General features: G+C 36.4%; 16 protein-coding genes and 1 riboswitch. Of the genes, 8 read left to right on the top strand and 8 right to left on the bottom strand.

Annotated elements, in window-relative coordinates; all coding sequences use genetic code 11:
• Positions 1-7: 7 nt before the first annotated feature.
• Positions 8-106: riboswitch (SAM-I-IV-variant riboswitch) on the bottom strand.
• Positions 107-340: 234 nt separating this feature from the next.
• Entirely contained in the window at positions 341-811 is a 471-nt protein-coding gene (locus P164_RS04445; protein WP_028375264.1) for a nucleoside deaminase, read from the top strand.
• Between the two features lie 524 nt (positions 812-1335).
• Here P164_RS04445 and P164_RS04440 read toward each other — a convergent pair.
• From P164_RS04440 to P164_RS04430, 3 genes are read right to left on the bottom strand one after another with little or no spacing between them, the layout of a single operon-like run.
• Positions 1336-1890 (bottom strand): DUF4251 domain-containing protein, encoded by a 555-nt coding sequence (locus P164_RS04440; RefSeq protein WP_028375263.1) that lies wholly within the window; start codon positions 1888-1890, stop codon positions 1336-1338.
• A 34-nt stretch (positions 1891-1924) separates the two neighbouring features.
• Entirely contained in the window at positions 1925-2773 is an 849-nt protein-coding gene (locus P164_RS04435) for a formate/nitrite transporter family protein (RefSeq protein ID WP_028375262.1), read from the bottom strand.
• Positions 2774-2776: 3 nt separating this feature from the next.
• On the bottom strand, positions 2777-3226 hold the full coding sequence (locus P164_RS04430; RefSeq protein WP_028375261.1) for a nucleoside deaminase: 450 nt from the start codon (positions 3224-3226) through the stop codon (positions 2777-2779).
• 302 nt (positions 3227-3528) lie between these two features.
• Between P164_RS04430 and P164_RS04425 the strand changes: the two genes are divergently transcribed.
• The 3 genes from P164_RS04425 to P164_RS04415 all read left to right on the top strand — a co-directional run bounded on the left by P164_RS04425 (position 3529) and on the right by P164_RS04415 (position 5400).
• Positions 3529-4482, top strand: coding sequence for a TerC family protein (locus P164_RS04425; RefSeq protein WP_028375260.1), 954 nt, complete (start codon positions 3529-3531; stop codon positions 4480-4482).
• Positions 4483-4603: 121 nt separating this feature from the next.
• On the top strand, positions 4604-4906 hold the full coding sequence (gene hpf / locus P164_RS04420; RefSeq protein ID WP_028375259.1) for a ribosome hibernation-promoting factor, HPF/YfiA family: 303 nt from the start codon (positions 4604-4606) through the stop codon (positions 4904-4906).
• Positions 4907-4917: 11 nt separating this feature from the next.
• Positions 4918-5400: an arsenate reductase family protein gene (locus tag P164_RS04415; protein WP_051621195.1), complete on the top strand. Its 483-nt coding sequence runs from the start codon at positions 4918-4920 to the stop codon at positions 5398-5400.
• Between the two features lie 75 nt (positions 5401-5475).
• On the opposite strand, the gene P164_RS04410 is transcribed toward P164_RS04415, so the two are convergent.
• The 5 genes from P164_RS04410 to P164_RS04390 form a co-directional block, all read right to left on the bottom strand.
• Entirely contained in the window at positions 5476-6078 is a 603-nt protein-coding gene (locus P164_RS04410) for a nitroreductase family protein (RefSeq protein ID WP_028375258.1), read from the bottom strand.
• An 81-nt stretch (positions 6079-6159) separates the two neighbouring features.
• Positions 6160-6411, bottom strand: a complete 252-nt coding sequence (locus P164_RS04405; protein WP_028375257.1) for an acyl carrier protein — start codon at positions 6409-6411, stop codon at positions 6160-6162.
• A 28-nt stretch (positions 6412-6439) separates the two neighbouring features.
• Positions 6440-7708 carry a beta-ketoacyl-[acyl-carrier-protein] synthase family protein gene (locus P164_RS04400; protein ID WP_028375256.1) on the bottom strand — a complete coding sequence of 423 codons (1269 nt, stop codon included), beginning with the start codon at positions 7706-7708 and terminating at the stop codon, positions 6440-6442.
• Positions 7708-8151, bottom strand: coding sequence for a 3-hydroxyacyl-ACP dehydratase FabZ family protein (locus P164_RS04395; RefSeq protein ID WP_028375255.1), 444 nt, complete (start codon positions 8149-8151; stop codon positions 7708-7710). Before P164_RS04395 ends, P164_RS04400 begins: the two co-directional genes overlap by 1 nt.
• A 4-nt stretch (positions 8152-8155) precedes the next feature.
• Positions 8156-10558 (bottom strand): zinc-dependent metalloprotease, encoded by a 2403-nt coding sequence (locus P164_RS04390; RefSeq protein ID WP_028375254.1) that lies wholly within the window; start codon positions 10556-10558, stop codon positions 8156-8158.
• 192 nt (positions 10559-10750) lie between these two features.
• Between P164_RS04390 and P164_RS04385 the strand changes: the two genes are divergently transcribed.
• From P164_RS04385 to prfB, 4 genes are read left to right on the top strand one after another with little or no spacing between them, the layout of a single operon-like run.
• Positions 10751-12214 (top strand): circularly permuted type 2 ATP-grasp protein, encoded by a 1464-nt coding sequence (locus P164_RS04385; RefSeq protein ID WP_028375253.1) that lies wholly within the window; start codon positions 10751-10753, stop codon positions 12212-12214.
• A gap of 53 nt (positions 12215-12267) precedes the next feature.
• Positions 12268-13212 (top strand): alpha-E domain-containing protein, encoded by a 945-nt coding sequence (locus P164_RS04380; protein WP_028375252.1) that lies wholly within the window; start codon positions 12268-12270, stop codon positions 13210-13212.
• Positions 13213-13272: 60 nt separating this feature from the next.
• Entirely contained in the window at positions 13273-14262 is a 990-nt protein-coding gene (locus P164_RS04375; protein ID WP_028375251.1) for a transglutaminase-like domain-containing protein, read from the top strand.
• A gap of 57 nt (positions 14263-14319) precedes the next feature.
• Positions 14320-15426: a peptide chain release factor 2 gene (gene prfB, locus P164_RS04370; protein ID WP_028375250.1), complete on the top strand. Its 1107-nt coding sequence runs from the start codon at positions 14320-14322 to the stop codon at positions 15424-15426.

Raw genomic sequence — 15426 nt, 5'->3', positions numbered from 1 at the left:
TAGATGTATGTGTTAACAAGGTTTCCAAGTAATTGGCTTATCTATTTTAGCACCTTGCTCGTTATTGCAGGTTGCTATCTCCCTTATGAGATTCTGGATAATTAATTTAAGGGCGCAAAATTACTCTAGCAATTACAATATATCCTACTTTAAAAGTTAATATTTCTATAATGTGGGTATTCGCTTGATGTTGTATAAACCGGTGGGAGGGAAGTGGTATTTATTTAAAAAGTTTGTACTATTTCTAACGGAAAAATACACAAATACTGCTTACTACCTGAAAAATTAAATATTCTCAAAGTAACATAAACTCCTATATTTACAGCAAACACAAAAAATAATGAGCAACGAAGAATTTATGTTAGAAGCTGTAAATGCAGCTATAAAAGGAATGCAAAACAATGAAGGCGGACCCTTTGGTTGTGTGATTGTTAAAGACGGAAAAATTATAGGTAAAGGAAATAATAAAGTTACTTCTACAAATGATCCCACTGCACACGCTGAAGTTACGGCGATACGTGATGCTTGTAAAAATCTGTATTCGTTTCAACTTGATGGTTGTACTATATACACTTCGTGCGAACCTTGCCCAATGTGTCTGGGAGCCATTTACTGGGCCAGACCCGATAAAGTGTACTATGGAAGCAGCCAGACCGATGCAGCAAATATAGGGTTTGATGATGCGTTTATTTATGAGGAAATTCCTCTGCCGTATGAGAAACGCAGCATCCCTTTTGAGCAATTGTCTCCCGAAGTCGCCATTAAACCATTTCAAGAATGGACGAAGAAAATGGATAAGACAGAGTATTAGAAAATATATAGTTAGTTAAACAAAAAAAAGATTTCACCTATATCATTAACTAAAAAATTAGTTTTAATTACTGATGAAAATTTGCAGAGATTTTAAAAATCCCAAGCTCTAAGAATCGCGTATTTGAAAATTTCTAAGTCTTTGTACGGAATACGCGAATTTTGAGAATTATAGTTTTTCTATATAATGAGTTAGTAATCATTAGGATTTGTGATTTCTCGACTGTGCTCAAAATGACATCAAGGTTGTTTTAATTTTTCTAATGCTTTAAAGGGAACATTAAGATTATTGAAATCTTGCACGACTGCGTTCGTAATGACAGTTAGTTTAAAACGATATATTAAATATAGCTAAAAGGAAAAACTAAGAAAAATGAGTTCTTAACACTAATATACTAATCTATATATTTGTTCTATAATTTACATTATGTAAAATAGAATATGTTGAAGCCTCTTTTTCAAGCAAGAGTTGCTTCACATTACGTTTTCAAGGAAATTATATTTAGACCTAATATTCTATTAACCCTACTTCTTAGATTCCTCAGGTTTTAATTGATCTACAGTTCCGCGATAATGTATTGTTGTGCGTTGTGTACTTTGTACAGAAAGATCTGCAACCAGATTAGATCTTAAATTGAGTATAAAATCATAGCTTTCGGTTCCTTCAGTATCACGTGCCGAAAATGTGATAACATACATTCCTTTCTTAATTTCCTGTTCATAATCACGTATCAATCCGTTTACCGTTATTCCTGCATCTCGGGTACTATATGCGCCACCCATTCGGCGTTCGCCAAAATAAGGTAGTCTTGCGTGAATGCTATCGCCATCAATCTTTACAAAATTGGGATTACCTATTAAACTTACCTGAGCAGAATTGTTACCGGGTCCTAATATATTACTGTTTAAAACAGCGTTTACAGCTGCAGTATTCATAGGCATTGCATAGGTCGCTTCAATCTGATATTCTCTTGCTTCAAGCCACGTATTTAAATCTGCATTTGTAGTAGCATCAGTATTTTTTGAGCTTCCGCAGTTAACGAATAGAATACTCAAAACGATTAGATAAATTGTCTTCATAATTCTAGTAAATTAAATTCTAACAACTACTATTTTAGTTGACGTTATTTACAAAAGCCCGGTATTTTAATAAAGCTACAAAAAAGGCACCTCCTATTGCGTTACCTATTAAAGCCGTACTTTGCACACTTATATACTGCCCTATAGTAATTTCAGAACCGCTTATGTAGGCTGCAAAAACCTCAATATTGCCTATAATACTGTGGTGCAACCCAGTAAATGCCATGGTTGCGGTAATTAAAAAGATTATGATAATACGGCTTACCGTGTCTTTAGACGAAGTCACTAACCAGGATAATAATCCCATCATCCACCCAGCTAGAATCGCACTAACTAAAATGGTAGGAAGACCAAAACCAGCGACATGGGTTCCTATAGTTATTACCGTCTCAGCATCAAAAATACCTAGTTTGGGACCTATCCAAACTAAAACCAAGCCTATCAAAGTACCGCCAAGTAAGTTTCCAAAAATTACCAGACCCCACAAACGCAATAAACTTACTACGCTATGTTGTCTGTTTAATACGGGCAAGGTGAGTAACGAAGTTTGTTCTGTAAATAATATTGATTGGCCTAGAACCACTAAAATAAATCCCAATGGATATACCAGAGCAATTATTTTGAACAGACTTTCTTCCGGTAAACTGTCTGAAAAGAAATAGAATACGCTACATAACATCATGTAGCTAAAACCAATCTCAAGACCAGCCGTTAATGAGCTCATGATGATACTGCTGGTACTAAGACTGTATATTTTTTTACCCTCGCAGATTTGTTCTTTTAATATCTCACCGTGACTTTTTGCCTGTGATTCTTCAGAAACTTCAGACTTTTCTAGTTCCTTATCTATATTTTTCTGCTTTTCTTCTTCTTCCTCGCTCATACTCTAGTTGTTCCAAACTGCTACAGCTTCTTCGCGTAATAGTTGTTTTAAATTAAATTCTACATGTCTTTTACCAGTGTGCGAATTGTAAAAGAGTTCGCTGTAAATATATCCTGCCTCGTTAGCATCTGATGCAGATGCCCCATAGTAAACCATCTCAAGTTCTGCCCATCTCGTTGCTCCCAGGCACATTAAACAGGGTTCGCAGCTCGTGTACAAGATACAACCCTCAAGACTTTTGGTAGCTAATTTTTTGCAAGCTTCTTGAATCATTGCTAATTCTGCGTGTTGCGTACAATCAGTAGACTTCCCTACCTGGTTGTGGCCTTCTGCGATAATAGCACCATCTTTAACAATAACAGCTCCAAAGGCTCCTCCTCCATTGGTTTCTTTACCTTTTTGAGCCCAGGCAATGGCTTTCCGCATAAAATCTTCGTGAGTACTCGTTTCCATAGCTTTTAGAATTATTCTTGTAAACGTTTTTCTATTTATTAGACCAAAAAATGAGAACCCATTTAGAATACTTAAATTTCTATTGGAAAATAATCTTTTAGTTCTAAATATTCCCTTATCAAAATAGAATTTATATAGAAAGAAAAGAGACCACAATTATTTAACAGCAATTTAGAATCTCTAGATTATTAGGGCATGTAATCTATAGTATATTTGTGCCTTAGAAGATTAATGCGTAAAATTTAATAGGAAAAACATAAGCCAAAATTTCCTTTAGTTTCATTCAATTTAATATAATAGCTATGCTTATTTGGGGTTTATTTATCGTTTTTATATTAATATGCTTAGCATTAGATCTTGGTGTTTTTAATAAAGAAGACCACGTTATCAAAAGTAAGGAAGCCGGTATCTGGACCGCAGTTTGGTTTAGTATCGCAATGGCGTTTAGCGGAATAATATACTGGCTTTTTAGCGCAGAGCTTATTGAAAATCCTACTAATATTACTGCAAATACGGCAGTACTAAAATACATAACGGGTTATCTTATAGAATTGTCTTTAAGTATAGATAACGTCTTTGTGATTGCAGTGATCTTTTCATCTTTTGCTATCCCACCAAAGTTTCAACACCGTGTTTTATTCTGGGGAATTCTGGGAGCTATTGTTTTTAGAGCATTGATGATAGTTTTTGGTGTGGCTCTTATTAATAAGTTTGAATGGATTATTTATGTTTTTGGTGCTTTCTTATTATTTACAGCATTCAAAATGCTTAAATCTGATGACGATTACGATCCGCAGGGTTCTACCGTGTATAAAGCCGTTAAAAAATTATTTCCCGTTACCACAACCATTGAAGGTCACGCCTTTTTTCTGGTTGAACAAGGAAAACGCGCTGCCACTCCCCTTTTTCTTGCCTTGATTGTTATTGAGCTTACCGATATTCTTTTTGCCTTAGATAGCATCCCTGCAATTCTTGCGATTACCGCAGATCCATTTATAGTATTTACCTCTAATATATTAGCGATTTTAGGTTTGCGTTCTATGTATTTTCTAATTTCGAGAATGCTTCAGAAATTCCGTTATATTAATTATAGTCTGGTAGTGATTCTTGCGTTTGTAGGTCTTAAGATGATTTTTTCGCATATGATAGAAGTGCCCGAATGGATGTCACTAGCGGTTATTGTACTTTCTCTTGCCGGCGGAATTTTAGCTTCTATTTATATCGCTGGCCCAAATACTCCTGAAGACGAAGCTTAAATTCTAAATAGATACTTTAAAATTAAGTTTATTTAACGCTTAGTTGTCAAAGAAAGCCTAAAGTATGTGGTATGCTGTTAGGCTTTGCGTAATTTTAGGAAACTAATAAAAAATACAGATTATGAATTATAACTTTGAGTATAACGATGTAGCTGCTAGTGCGGCATTAGAAGAATTTACAAAAGAGCAATTAGATAAATTAGTGCATAAATATGATTTTATCGTACGTGCCGATATTTTCTTTAAAACTGAAAATACATCTAGTGACGATACCGGTAAAATTGCAGGAATCCGTTTAAGTGCACCGGGACCTCGTCTGTATGCAGATCACAGTTCAAAGAGTTTTCACGAGTCTGTCAAAGAAGCAATTCGCGAATTAAATATTCAACTTGCTAAGCGTAAGGATAAAATGAAATCTCATTAATTAGATAACTTATGAAATCTATAGCCAGAAATGAAAATCAGATAACATTGATCTATAGCAGTACGAGCCGTATAGGTGAGCGTACTTATGGTCATATTTCTGCAGTAAAAGATAAAGAATTACAAACCGTAGATATTGCTAAAAACCCTTTAACAGGTACGCAGTGGGCAGAGCTTGCTGAAGAACTTAATAAACCTATGCGGGAGTTGTTAAGTTTTGAAGATGTTAGCGATGATGACGAAATAAAAAATGGCGATTTTGATGAGAATGACTATGTAAACATCCTCAAAAATAGACCCGAGTTATTTGCACATCCTGTAATTATACATCAGGATACGGTTAAACAAATAAATAATCCTACACAGGCTCAGGAGTTTCTAGGCGTAGATAGTGCCGGTCTTGATAAAAAGATGATGCATGAAGAGCCAACTATTAGCAGTACAACCAAGAGTGAACGTTTTATAGATAAGCCAGATAATGGCGATCATAATTAAACGCAAATGTTTTTAACTAAAAAAAGCGGATCATTTTAAAATGATCCGCTTTTTTAGTTTTATAAGTTTAAAAGTTTACTCTATTTTATTTTCAAAATTACCATTAAAAGCAAATTGATCCACTGTATTACGCTCGCGTTTTTCTTTGCGCTCGTCATCTCTTAAATCTTCTGGTAAAGTATCTAAGTCACCACCGTAACGTCCTAATGCGACTGCTGTGGCAATACCATACTCATTAGTAAAATTAAATTCGCTATGCGCTTTTTCTGGCTCTAAACCAGCCATTTGATGGGCTGCAATACCCTTATGATTAGCCTGTATAACGACATTTCCCATAAAAAGACCTAAATCGTGCATGGCATGTGTGTACTCGTCACCATCTTTAGTGGTTTTCTTGTAAGCTGTAATTAAAAGTGCCTGAGCATTTTTTGCCCAACTCTGATTAAATTCAACCAGACAGGATAAAATACGATCATACACAGCATCCCCTTTTATACCGTAAATAATTCTCCAGGGTTGTTGATTGTACGAGCTGGATGCCCAGCGACCGGCTTCTAGTAGTTGTTTAACTTCAGAAACAGAAAGTGGCACATCATCAAACGCACGCGGACTCCAGCGTGTTTTAATCTCGTCCATAATTTCAAAATCTGTAGGTGTAATTTTCTTAATCTCTTCCATAATTTAATTTTTGAAAGAAAGTTAAAAGTTATAATTAAAACAGAAGCATTTTTAACGCTTGTTAACGCAATTAAATCGCTTTTACTTCGCTGCTAACTTTTGTTCGATAAGTGTTATAGAAGCTTTTACCGTTTCCATTTTATCAAGTTCGTCATCTTCAATTGTAATATCAAATGCATCTTCTACATCCAGTACAATGTCAACCAGATGTGTAGAGTTTATATTGAGGTCGCTTACCAGATGACTGTCTTCAGAAATGCTTGAAGCTTCAACATCCTCAGGTAAATAAGGCTTAATAATTTGAGTTAGTTTTTCGTAAATTTCTTGATTCATATAGGTTGTTTTTTCCGCTTAAGCGAAATTATATTTTTTTAAAAATAAGACAACAGTTCACATCCCCAAAGCCGAAACTCGCTTTTGCCAAAATATTAAACTCAAGATTTATTCGGGTTTTTGGAATGCGGGTTTCAGAAATTGTTTTAAGAATTTCTGGGTTAACCTGTTGCAGATTTATATTCGGAAACAAAAACTGATGCTTCAACTCCAGAACCGAAGCAACGCATTCTATACTTCCGGAAGCTGCCAGACAATGGCCCGTCATTCCTTTTAAAGAGTTTATATAAGGAAAATCTGCCCCGCTACGATCTAAAGCTTCGCTCCAGTTTCTAATTTCTAAATCATCTTTTGACGTAGCCGTCAAGTGACCATTAATTACATCAACCTGGTCGCCGGTAATATCAGCATCTTTTAAAGCTTCAGAAATACAGCGTTTAACTGCAATAGGATTGGGTGCTGTCATAGAACCTTCCTGACGCTGACCGCCGCTGTTACTGTTTCCTCCCAGAATCTCTGCATAAATTTTTGCTCCGCGTTTTTGTGCACTTTCTAAGGTTTCCAGAACTAGCGCTCCTGCCCCACTGCCAGGCACAAAACCACTGGCGTCTGCAGCCATAGGTCGTGATGCCTGTGCAGGATTAGCATTGTATTTAGAAGGTAAAATACGTAACGCATCAAAACCACACCACACATAAGGACCGCCATCACTGGTACTTCCTGCAAGCATACGAGTTGCTTTTCCACTTTTTATGCGTTCGTATGCTAATAGAATCGCTTCGGTGCCTGTTGAACAGGCAGACGAATTTGATGTTACCAAATTTCCAAGGCCAAGCATACCTCCTAAATAAGCACTTACGCCACTACTCATGGTTTGCTGAACGCTTGTACTACCCAGTCTACGGGTATTGCCTTCATCAACTTTATAAATACTTTCTCTGTATTTATCTACTCCCAGTGTGCCTACTCCAAAGATGGTTCCGCTATCAAAATCACAGTGTTCTTCATCTATTTTAAGACCGGCATCGTGCCAGGCTTCCATACCGGCAGCAACACCATATAAAATACCTGCTGCGTTAAAATTACGCAGTTGCAACGGTGTGAAGTATTTAGATTTTACAGCCTCAGAAATGAGAGGCATCCCTCCTATTTGACAAGAAAAATTGAGCTTTTCTAATTCGCTGTAAAACCGAATTCCGCTTTTACCATGCTCTATAGCTTCTTTAAAAGCCGGGACACCTACGCCGTTAGGAGCGCAAACGCCTAAACCGGTAACTACTACTCTGGGAGTCTGCATTAATTTGATTTTAAAATTCCTGAAAATACACCGCTACATACAACATCACCGGCTGCATTAAGCATCTTAACCTTTGCCTTTAGTTTATGAAACCTAAAATACTCCAGTTCAGACTCTACCGTAACTTTGTCATTAGGAAAAACAGGTTTAAAAAATTGGGCGTTATTCTCGGTCATTGCCACCGTAGCGTTATTGTTAAGATCAATATTTTGATCTCTTAGTTTATAAATGCCGAGGCTTACTAAGCCTATTTGCATCATACATTCTAAAAGAATAACGCCCGGTGTAACGGGATAATTTGGGAAATGACCTTTATAAAAATCAGAATCTTCTGGAAATGTATAGATACCTTTTATGTGATTATCTGAAACTTCAGTTATCGCATCTACAAATAAAAAAGGTTTTGAGTACGGTAGTTTTTCTACGAGTTCTTGGTATGTCACGATTTTAATTGTTTGTGCATTGATAGCTTCCTATGGGTGAACCATCAGGAATTTTAGGGGCTGAAACCGGCTTAAATTCTTCAGGATATTTTATAAAGCGTGTAATTTCCTGACTCATATAGCGCTCGTTCGCATCGCCAGCATCTGCCATTTTTAAGGCTAAATCTGCTAAAATGGCCATAGTTTCTGCCTTTACCTGCGGTATTGCATTTGTATTCACGGCAAGTTGTTTTAAATGCTCAAGCACTCGGTAATTGATTGTTTGTTGTACTTCGGAAAGATAGGAATCTCGTTGTACGTTTTTAAAGGTAGCTTTCACTAAATCTTCTAAAATATCCTGATAAGAAGCTTGCTTAGAATCCCAGGCGTGTTGAGCTACGATTCGGTTTGCACGTTCTGCATTCAATAAAAAATCTAAGGTCATATCTGCAGCGGTTTCGGGAGCGCCAAGCGGATCAAAGGTTATCCCGGTATTGCCTTTAAAACTTTCTCGATCTCTACCAAAACCATATGCTCTGGGCGGAAATAAATCTAGTTTGTCTTTAGGTATTGCAAGATTTTTAGCATCTAAGGTTATAAGAACAGTTTCTAACGCAGCTTCCTGTTCTTCTTTTGACACAAGTTTTAGTACTTCTTGCTTGGCATCACCCTTTACAGCATAGTTATAACGCAAACCGCCAATGCTTTTAATTGCCGCTTCAGTCTGATATCTATGATAAAAATACAGAGGTACAAACACATCTTCTAAAACAGATAAGGGTTCTCCGGTACGTATATTATCAATTCCGAAGTTTTCAATCGCTTTTTTCCGAAGTGCTAATACCTCACGTAATTCTGTGGAAGCATTAGCACCATTATCCCATAAATGCGCATCAGGATGTGAGCCGGTTGCAGATCTTGAGTCACTATCTGTAATGAATCGTAAGCCATCACGTTCTGCATTTTCTAATAGCGAATTTAAATACCACGATTCTGTCATTCCTTTAGAAATATCACTATAGCTATATGCCACAGTTACTTTATCCCAACGGCCAATGCCTGTTGCATATGCATCGCTAAAATCTATTTTATCTCCATTTAAACGTATTGTAGGATGCGGATAATCCATCACTGAAGATCTATGGGTTACACTGGCGGCAAAATTATGCGCAAAGCCCAGCGTATGTCCTACCTCGTGCGCAGCAAGTTGTCTAATTCTGGCAATTGCCATTTCTAGCATAGGTTCATAATTCGCATCAGAATCTGCAAAGGGTTTATTCATAAGAGCCTGAGCAATCATAAAATCCTGTCTAATACGTAAGCTTCCCAGACTTACGTGACCTTTTAAGATTTCACCGGTACGCGGATCAACTACACTGGCGCCGTAGCTCCATCCTCGGGTACTGCGATGTACCCATTGAATTACATTGTATCTTAAATCTTGAGGATCTGCATCTTCGGGAAGCATTTTTACTTGAAATGCATTTTTATACCCAATACTTGCAAAAGCCTGATCCCACCAAGAAGCTCCTTCTAATAAAGCAGACCTAACCGGCTCTGGAGTACCGGGGTCCAGGTAATAAATAATAGGTTCTACAGGTTCGCTAATCTCCAATTCAGGATTTTTCTTTTGGAGGCGATGTCTTATGATAAGTTTCTTATCTATAGACTCTTGCACCGGAGATGCATAATCTTTAAACGAAATGTGAATCGCTCCCGATCGCGGATCGAATTTGCGGGTTTGATAACCAGCTTCGGGCAAGGCTACAAACGAATGATGCTGAATAACTGATATTGATGAAGCATCAGGTGCAACAGATCGCAGGTTTCTTCCCTGAGGTTCTCCTTTAAAAGTAAGCAAGGCTTCAAATTCATTATTTTTAGGAAATGCCTTAGTATTTCTCATCGCAAGAGCGCTACGCTCATTATCATATTTATAGGTGCCCTCGTTATTTGATTTTAAACGTTGTGCTACGCCGTGTGCATCTTCCATTAAAAAGGGTGTTAAATCTATTATATAGGTGTCACCTTTGGTTTCTTTAATTTCAAAACCAAACAGAACCGATTTAGCAAAGGCTTCTTCTACAGATTCCCGCTCTGCCACATTAGCTGTAATCGCTCTGTAATCCTGATTGGGCTGAATTAATAATAATTTATTACCTGCTTTAATAAATTTTACGATCGCTGTACCTCCCAGTTGACCCCGGTCTAAACCAATATCATTAGATCCTAAACCGCTTTTAAGTGCGTGAACATAGATAAATTCTTCCCCTACATTGCTTACTTCCAAATAGATATTATCTGATTTCTCATCGTTATGAAATGTGAATAAGCCCTTTTGAGTTTGTACGTTTTTTAGTTTTTCTAAGAACTGCGCATGAGACACCGAAACAAAGACCAGGAGTGCGAGAGTAATTATATTTTTCATAAAAAGTATTGAACTCTAAAATTAGCCAAATAAATCAAAAACAAGTCTGTATCGGTATAATAAAGCCTATTGAAAGATTCCTAAAAATTTAATTAAAAACTGTTTTTATATGAATTAAAACCGGAATAATTAAGATTTAATTATAAGCGATTTACTATATAATTGCTATTTTAACATCAAAGAAATCAACCTATGTCAGAAACCCAACAATCTATTTTTGCTTCTTATGAAAAAGATACCAAATTTTACGATGAGATATTTGATGAAAAAGGCAATGTAAAAAAGGTATATCAAACCTTGTTTGATTTATACAGTGGCCATTCTAGTCAGGACTTCGCAAAATTAAATGAAAAAGCAAAAGCCTCTTTTTTTAATCAAGGAATTACCTTTCAGGTATATAATGATAAAGAAGCCAAGGAAAAAATATTTCCTTTTGATTTGTTTCCTCGTATTATAGACCAAAAAGAGTGGGATGTCATAGAACGTGGTGTTTTACAGCGCAGCAAAGCGTTAAATCATTTCATTTGGGATATTTACCACGATAAAAAAATAATTAAACAGGGTATTGTACCCTTAGATCTTATAAGTTCGTCTGCAAACTATCTGCATCAAATGATAGGTGTAGATCCTCCGGGCGGAATTTACAATCACGTATCGGGAACCGATTTAATCAAACATTCTGATGGTAAGTATTATGTTCTTGAAGATAACATTCGCTGCCCCTCAGGGGTAAGTTACGTTATATGTAATCGTACAGCTCTAAAGCGTGCACTCTTTGGTGTATTTAATCATTACAATGCACACACTGTTACAGATTATGCTCAGAATTTGTTAGAAATGATGGAGTCTGTTAAACCCCGTGGTGTAGATGAGCCTAATTGTGTAGTAATCACTCCGGGAGTTTATAATTCTGCTTATTACGAGCATTCGTATTTGGCAAAAGCTATGGGTGTAGAACTTGTAGAAGGTCGTGATCTATTTGTAGAAAATGATTTTGTGTATATGCAAACCATTCGCGGCCCACAACGAGTAGATGTAATTTACCGTCGCGTAGATGATCAATTTTTAGATCCTCTGGAGTTTAACCCTAAATCTATGTTGGGCGTTCCGGGTTTATTTTCGGCTTATAAAAATGGCAATGTATGTTTAGTAAATGCTCCGGGAACCGGCGTTGCAGATGATAAGGCTGTTTATACCTATATGCCTGAAATTATCAAGTACTATTTAGGCGAAGAACCTATATTGAATAATGTACATACATATCATTGCAGCAGACCCGATGAGATGAAATATGTTTTAGAAAACATAGACAAGCTAGTTATTAAACCAGTTGATGAAGCCGGCGGTTATGGTATATCTATAGGAAATACACTTACTAAAGAGGAGATCGAAAAGGTAAAGAAAACCATAATTGCTGCACCAAGAAAATACATAGCCCAACCTATTATGAGTCTTTCGGTGCACGCTACCTATATTGAAGATAGCCAGTCGTTTGAATCCAGACATGTAGATTTAAGAACTTATTGTTTGCTGGGAGCCAATAAAGATTTTGTTCTCAAAGGCGGTCTTACGCGTGTAGCTCTGAAAAAAGGAAATCTAATTGTGAACTCCTCACAGGGAGGCGGTTCTAAAGATACCTGGGTTTTAAAAGGTTAGAATACCCACACACCTATACGCCAACTAATCATAATTAAGAAAAAACCAAACTTATGCTTGCACGAGTAGCAAATAACTTATTCTGGATGGGACGATATATTGAGCGTGCCGAACACCTTGCACGATACCTCAATGTTAATTACTTCTCTTCTTTAGACGCACCTAATGAAAAGTCTCAATCTCGTGAACTCGTACTTCATTCGTTGTTGTTTATGGCAAATGGTCCTGTTCCCGATGGCTATGAACTTACCGAACAGAATGTATTTTATGATATGGGCCTCAATAAAGATGCTCCCTACTCTATTCTTAACTGTGTTAAGTTTGCACGTGAAAATGCCAATGGAGCCCGGGATTTGATCTCTACAGAGCTCTATGAATCTCTGAATAAATTTTATCACTTCGTTTTAAACTACAATGCAGACTTTTTTGTAAAAAAGGGTTTGTATGATTTTTCAACTCAGGTAGCAGAATCTACAGCAGTTATACGTGGTAAAATAAGAGGAACCTTGCTACACGATGAAGTGTATGCGATAATTATGCTTGGTGTTAATATCGAGCGTGCAACGCAGGTTGTACGTATTATACAATCAAAATATTATGATGCTTTAAAATCACAAGGAAGTTATGGCGACAAGTTTAGTAAAAGTTATGAATGGGTAACGCTTCTAAAATGTATTGAATCGTATGATATGATGCGTAGATATTATAAAAAGACACCTACCAGCATAAGTACATTAGAGTTTTTAATACTTAATCGCGATTGTCCACGTTCTGTAATGAATAGTCTCGTACAGGTTAATAATCATATTAGTTTATTAAATCAAGAGAAACACCCTAAAAGTGATTCTGCTGCATTTTTAATTGGCAAAACACATGGTGAATACTGTTATAAGACTGTAGATAAGATTGAAGAAAACGTAGAATTGTTTATTGAAGAAATACAGGATACACTTATAGAAATTGCAAAAAAGATTGAAAACGAGTACTTTAAATATTAAATAAATATTTTTCTAAGTTTTAAATAGCTAATTTTACCCGTTACTAAAACCCCAGACATTTTGGATTATATAATTAAATATAGAGCTGAAAATAAGTATGAAGCTCAGGTAAATGAGGCCCTTTGGCAATTTCTTATTAAACCGGAAGAATCTGAAGAACAAAGCATTCGCATTGCAGAATTTAAAAATTCTCTGGGAGCGGCATTAGAAGAAACTACAAATACTTACGGTTTTGAAATTGTACGTATACATCCTAAAAAACCCTTTTCAGAAATTACTTTTGAGGCAAACTATATCGTAAGTAAAACTGTTGTCAATCCATTTTCTGCATTAGATAGTTTTGTAAATCAGGAGCATTATACAACTATAGAAAATCTGGATTTTAAAATTAAACATGAACGTTTTTTAGGTTCAACAGACTTAACATTACTTTCCGCAGGAAATCTGCCATTTAAATTTTCAAAAGAGCAATCAATTTTTGACAATCTTCAAAATTTAAATAACTACATATTTACCAATTTTACATTCAAACAAAAAGTTACATCTGTTACGACAACATTAAATGAATTTTTGCAACGTTCAGAAGGTGTTTGTCAGGATTTTACACATTTATTTATTGCTATTGCTCGTGCTAATAATATTCCTGCACGATATACTTCGGGGTATTTACATCAGGGTAATGGCTACATAGGAGATTCTCAAATGCACGCCTGGGCAGAATGCTACATTCCTGAAAAAGGCTGGCTTGGTTTTGACCCTACTAATGATTTAATTGCTTTAGAAAATCATATTAAAGTTGCTCACGGGAAAGATTATAATGACTGTGCTCCTATTAAAGGAATTATTTTTAGCAGTTCTGCTAAAAATGAAACCGTTTATACTGTAGAAGTTATTTCACATAATGAAAGTGAACCAGATGTCATCCCACAGTCACAAGATATTGATCCCCTACCTTTTACTCAGCAAAAGGATATGCAATTGCAGTGGCAGCAACAACAGCAACAGCAGCAGCAACAACAAAAACAGCAGCAAATACAGAAGCCTTACTAGTTACAGGTCATTTTATTTTGACAATAAAATAGTAACTTTCCCACAAACAGGTTAATCATGGTAACTAGCGATCAGATCAAATATCTTGTGCAGCGCACTGATGCGCTAAAATTACATTTAGGTATAGATCAGAAACGAATAGAAATACAAAACGAAGAAGAAAAAACATTTGACCCTAATTTCTGGAACGATCCTAAAGAAGCCGAACTCCTTATGCGCGCGTTACGCGAAAAGAAAAAATGGGTAGAAGATTTTGAAAAGTCATTATCCTTAATAGAAGATTTAGGTGTTTTACTGGAATTCTACAAAGAAGGCGACGCAACAGAGACTGAAGTAGTAAAGCAATACGATACGGTAGTTAAACTTATAGAGGGTATGGAGTTTAAGAACATGCTTTCTGAAGAAGGTGATGATCTAAGTGCCGTTCTACAAATTACTGCAGGTGCCGGTGGTACCGAAAGTTGTGACTGGGCAGCAATGCTTATGCGTATGTATCTTATGTGGAGTGAGAAAAATGGATTCAAAATTAAAGAACTCAATTATCAGGAAGGTGATGTTGCCGGTGTAAAGACCGTAACACTTGAAATTGATGGACCATTTGCTTTTGGATGGTTAAAAGGAGATAATGGTGTACACAGACTGGTACGTATATCTCCGTTTGACAGTAATGGCAAACGCCACACCTCCTTTGCTTCGGTATATATTTATCCTTTAGTAGATGATACAATACAGATTGAGATAAATCCTGCCGATATTAGTTGGGACTTTGCAAGATCTTCTGGTGCCGGTGGTCAAAATGTGAACAAAGTAGAAACTAAAGCTATACTTACCCACCACCCTACCGGAATTATCATTCACAACAGTGAGACTCGTTCTCAGTTAGAAAACCGCGAGAAAGCGATGCAAATGCTTAAATCACAGTTGTATGAGATAGAACTGAAGAAAAGACAAGCGGCTCGTGATGAGATAGAATCTGAAAAGAAAAGTATTGAGTGGGGTTCACAAATACGCAACTATGTTTTACACCCGTATAAACTTGTAAAAGATGTACGTACAGGCGCAGAAACCGGAAATACAGATGCCGTATTAGATGGTGACATTGATCTATTTTTAAAAGCGTTCTTAATGATGAGCGGTCAAAAAGAAACCAGTAACGAATTATAA

The sequence above is a fragment of the Leeuwenhoekiella sp. MAR_2009_132 genome (assembly GCF_000687915.1).
Classification (GTDB): Bacteria; Bacteroidota; Bacteroidia; order Flavobacteriales; family Flavobacteriaceae; genus Leeuwenhoekiella.
The sequence above is the reverse complement of the archived record's forward strand: the minus strand, read 5'-3'. Positions and strand labels throughout refer to the sequence as shown.

Excerpts from the sequence above, each read along its gene's own strand:
- P164_RS04390 (WP_028375254.1), bottom strand. The coding sequence starts at position 10,558 with ATGAAAAATATAATTACTCTCGCACTCCTGGTCTTTGTTTCGGTGTCT.
- hpf (WP_028375259.1), top strand. The coding sequence starts at position 4,604 with ATGAATTATAACTTTGAGTATAACGATGTAGCTGCTAGTGCGGCATTA.
- P164_RS04425 (WP_028375260.1), top strand. The coding sequence starts at position 3,529 with ATGCTTATTTGGGGTTTATTTATCGTTTTTATATTAATATGCTTAGCA.
- P164_RS04405 (WP_028375257.1), bottom strand. The coding sequence starts at position 6,411 with ATGAATCAAGAAATTTACGAAAAACTAACTCAAATTATTAAGCCTTAT.
- P164_RS04445 (WP_028375264.1), top strand. The coding sequence starts at position 341 with ATGAGCAACGAAGAATTTATGTTAGAAGCTGTAAATGCAGCTATAAAA.
- P164_RS04385 (WP_028375253.1), top strand. The coding sequence starts at position 10,751 with ATGTCAGAAACCCAACAATCTATTTTTGCTTCTTATGAAAAAGATACC.
- P164_RS04410 (WP_028375258.1), bottom strand. The coding sequence starts at position 6,078 with ATGGAAGAGATTAAGAAAATTACACCTACAGATTTTGAAATTATGGAC.
- P164_RS04380 (WP_028375252.1), top strand. The coding sequence starts at position 12,268 with ATGCTTGCACGAGTAGCAAATAACTTATTCTGGATGGGACGATATATT.
- P164_RS04435 (WP_028375262.1), bottom strand. The coding sequence starts at position 2,773 with ATGAGCGAGGAAGAAGAAGAAAAGCAGAAAAATATAGATAAGGAACTA.
- P164_RS04440 (WP_028375263.1), bottom strand. The coding sequence starts at position 1,890 with ATGAAGACAATTTATCTAATCGTTTTGAGTATTCTATTCGTTAACTGC.
- prfB (WP_028375250.1), top strand. The coding sequence starts at position 14,320 with ATGGTAACTAGCGATCAGATCAAATATCTTGTGCAGCGCACTGATGCG.
- P164_RS04430 (WP_028375261.1), bottom strand. The coding sequence starts at position 3,226 with ATGGAAACGAGTACTCACGAAGATTTTATGCGGAAAGCCATTGCCTGG.
- P164_RS04400 (WP_028375256.1), bottom strand. The coding sequence starts at position 7,708 with ATGCAGACTCCCAGAGTAGTAGTTACCGGTTTAGGCGTTTGCGCTCCT.
- P164_RS04415 (WP_051621195.1), top strand. The coding sequence starts at position 4,918 with ATGAAATCTATAGCCAGAAATGAAAATCAGATAACATTGATCTATAGC.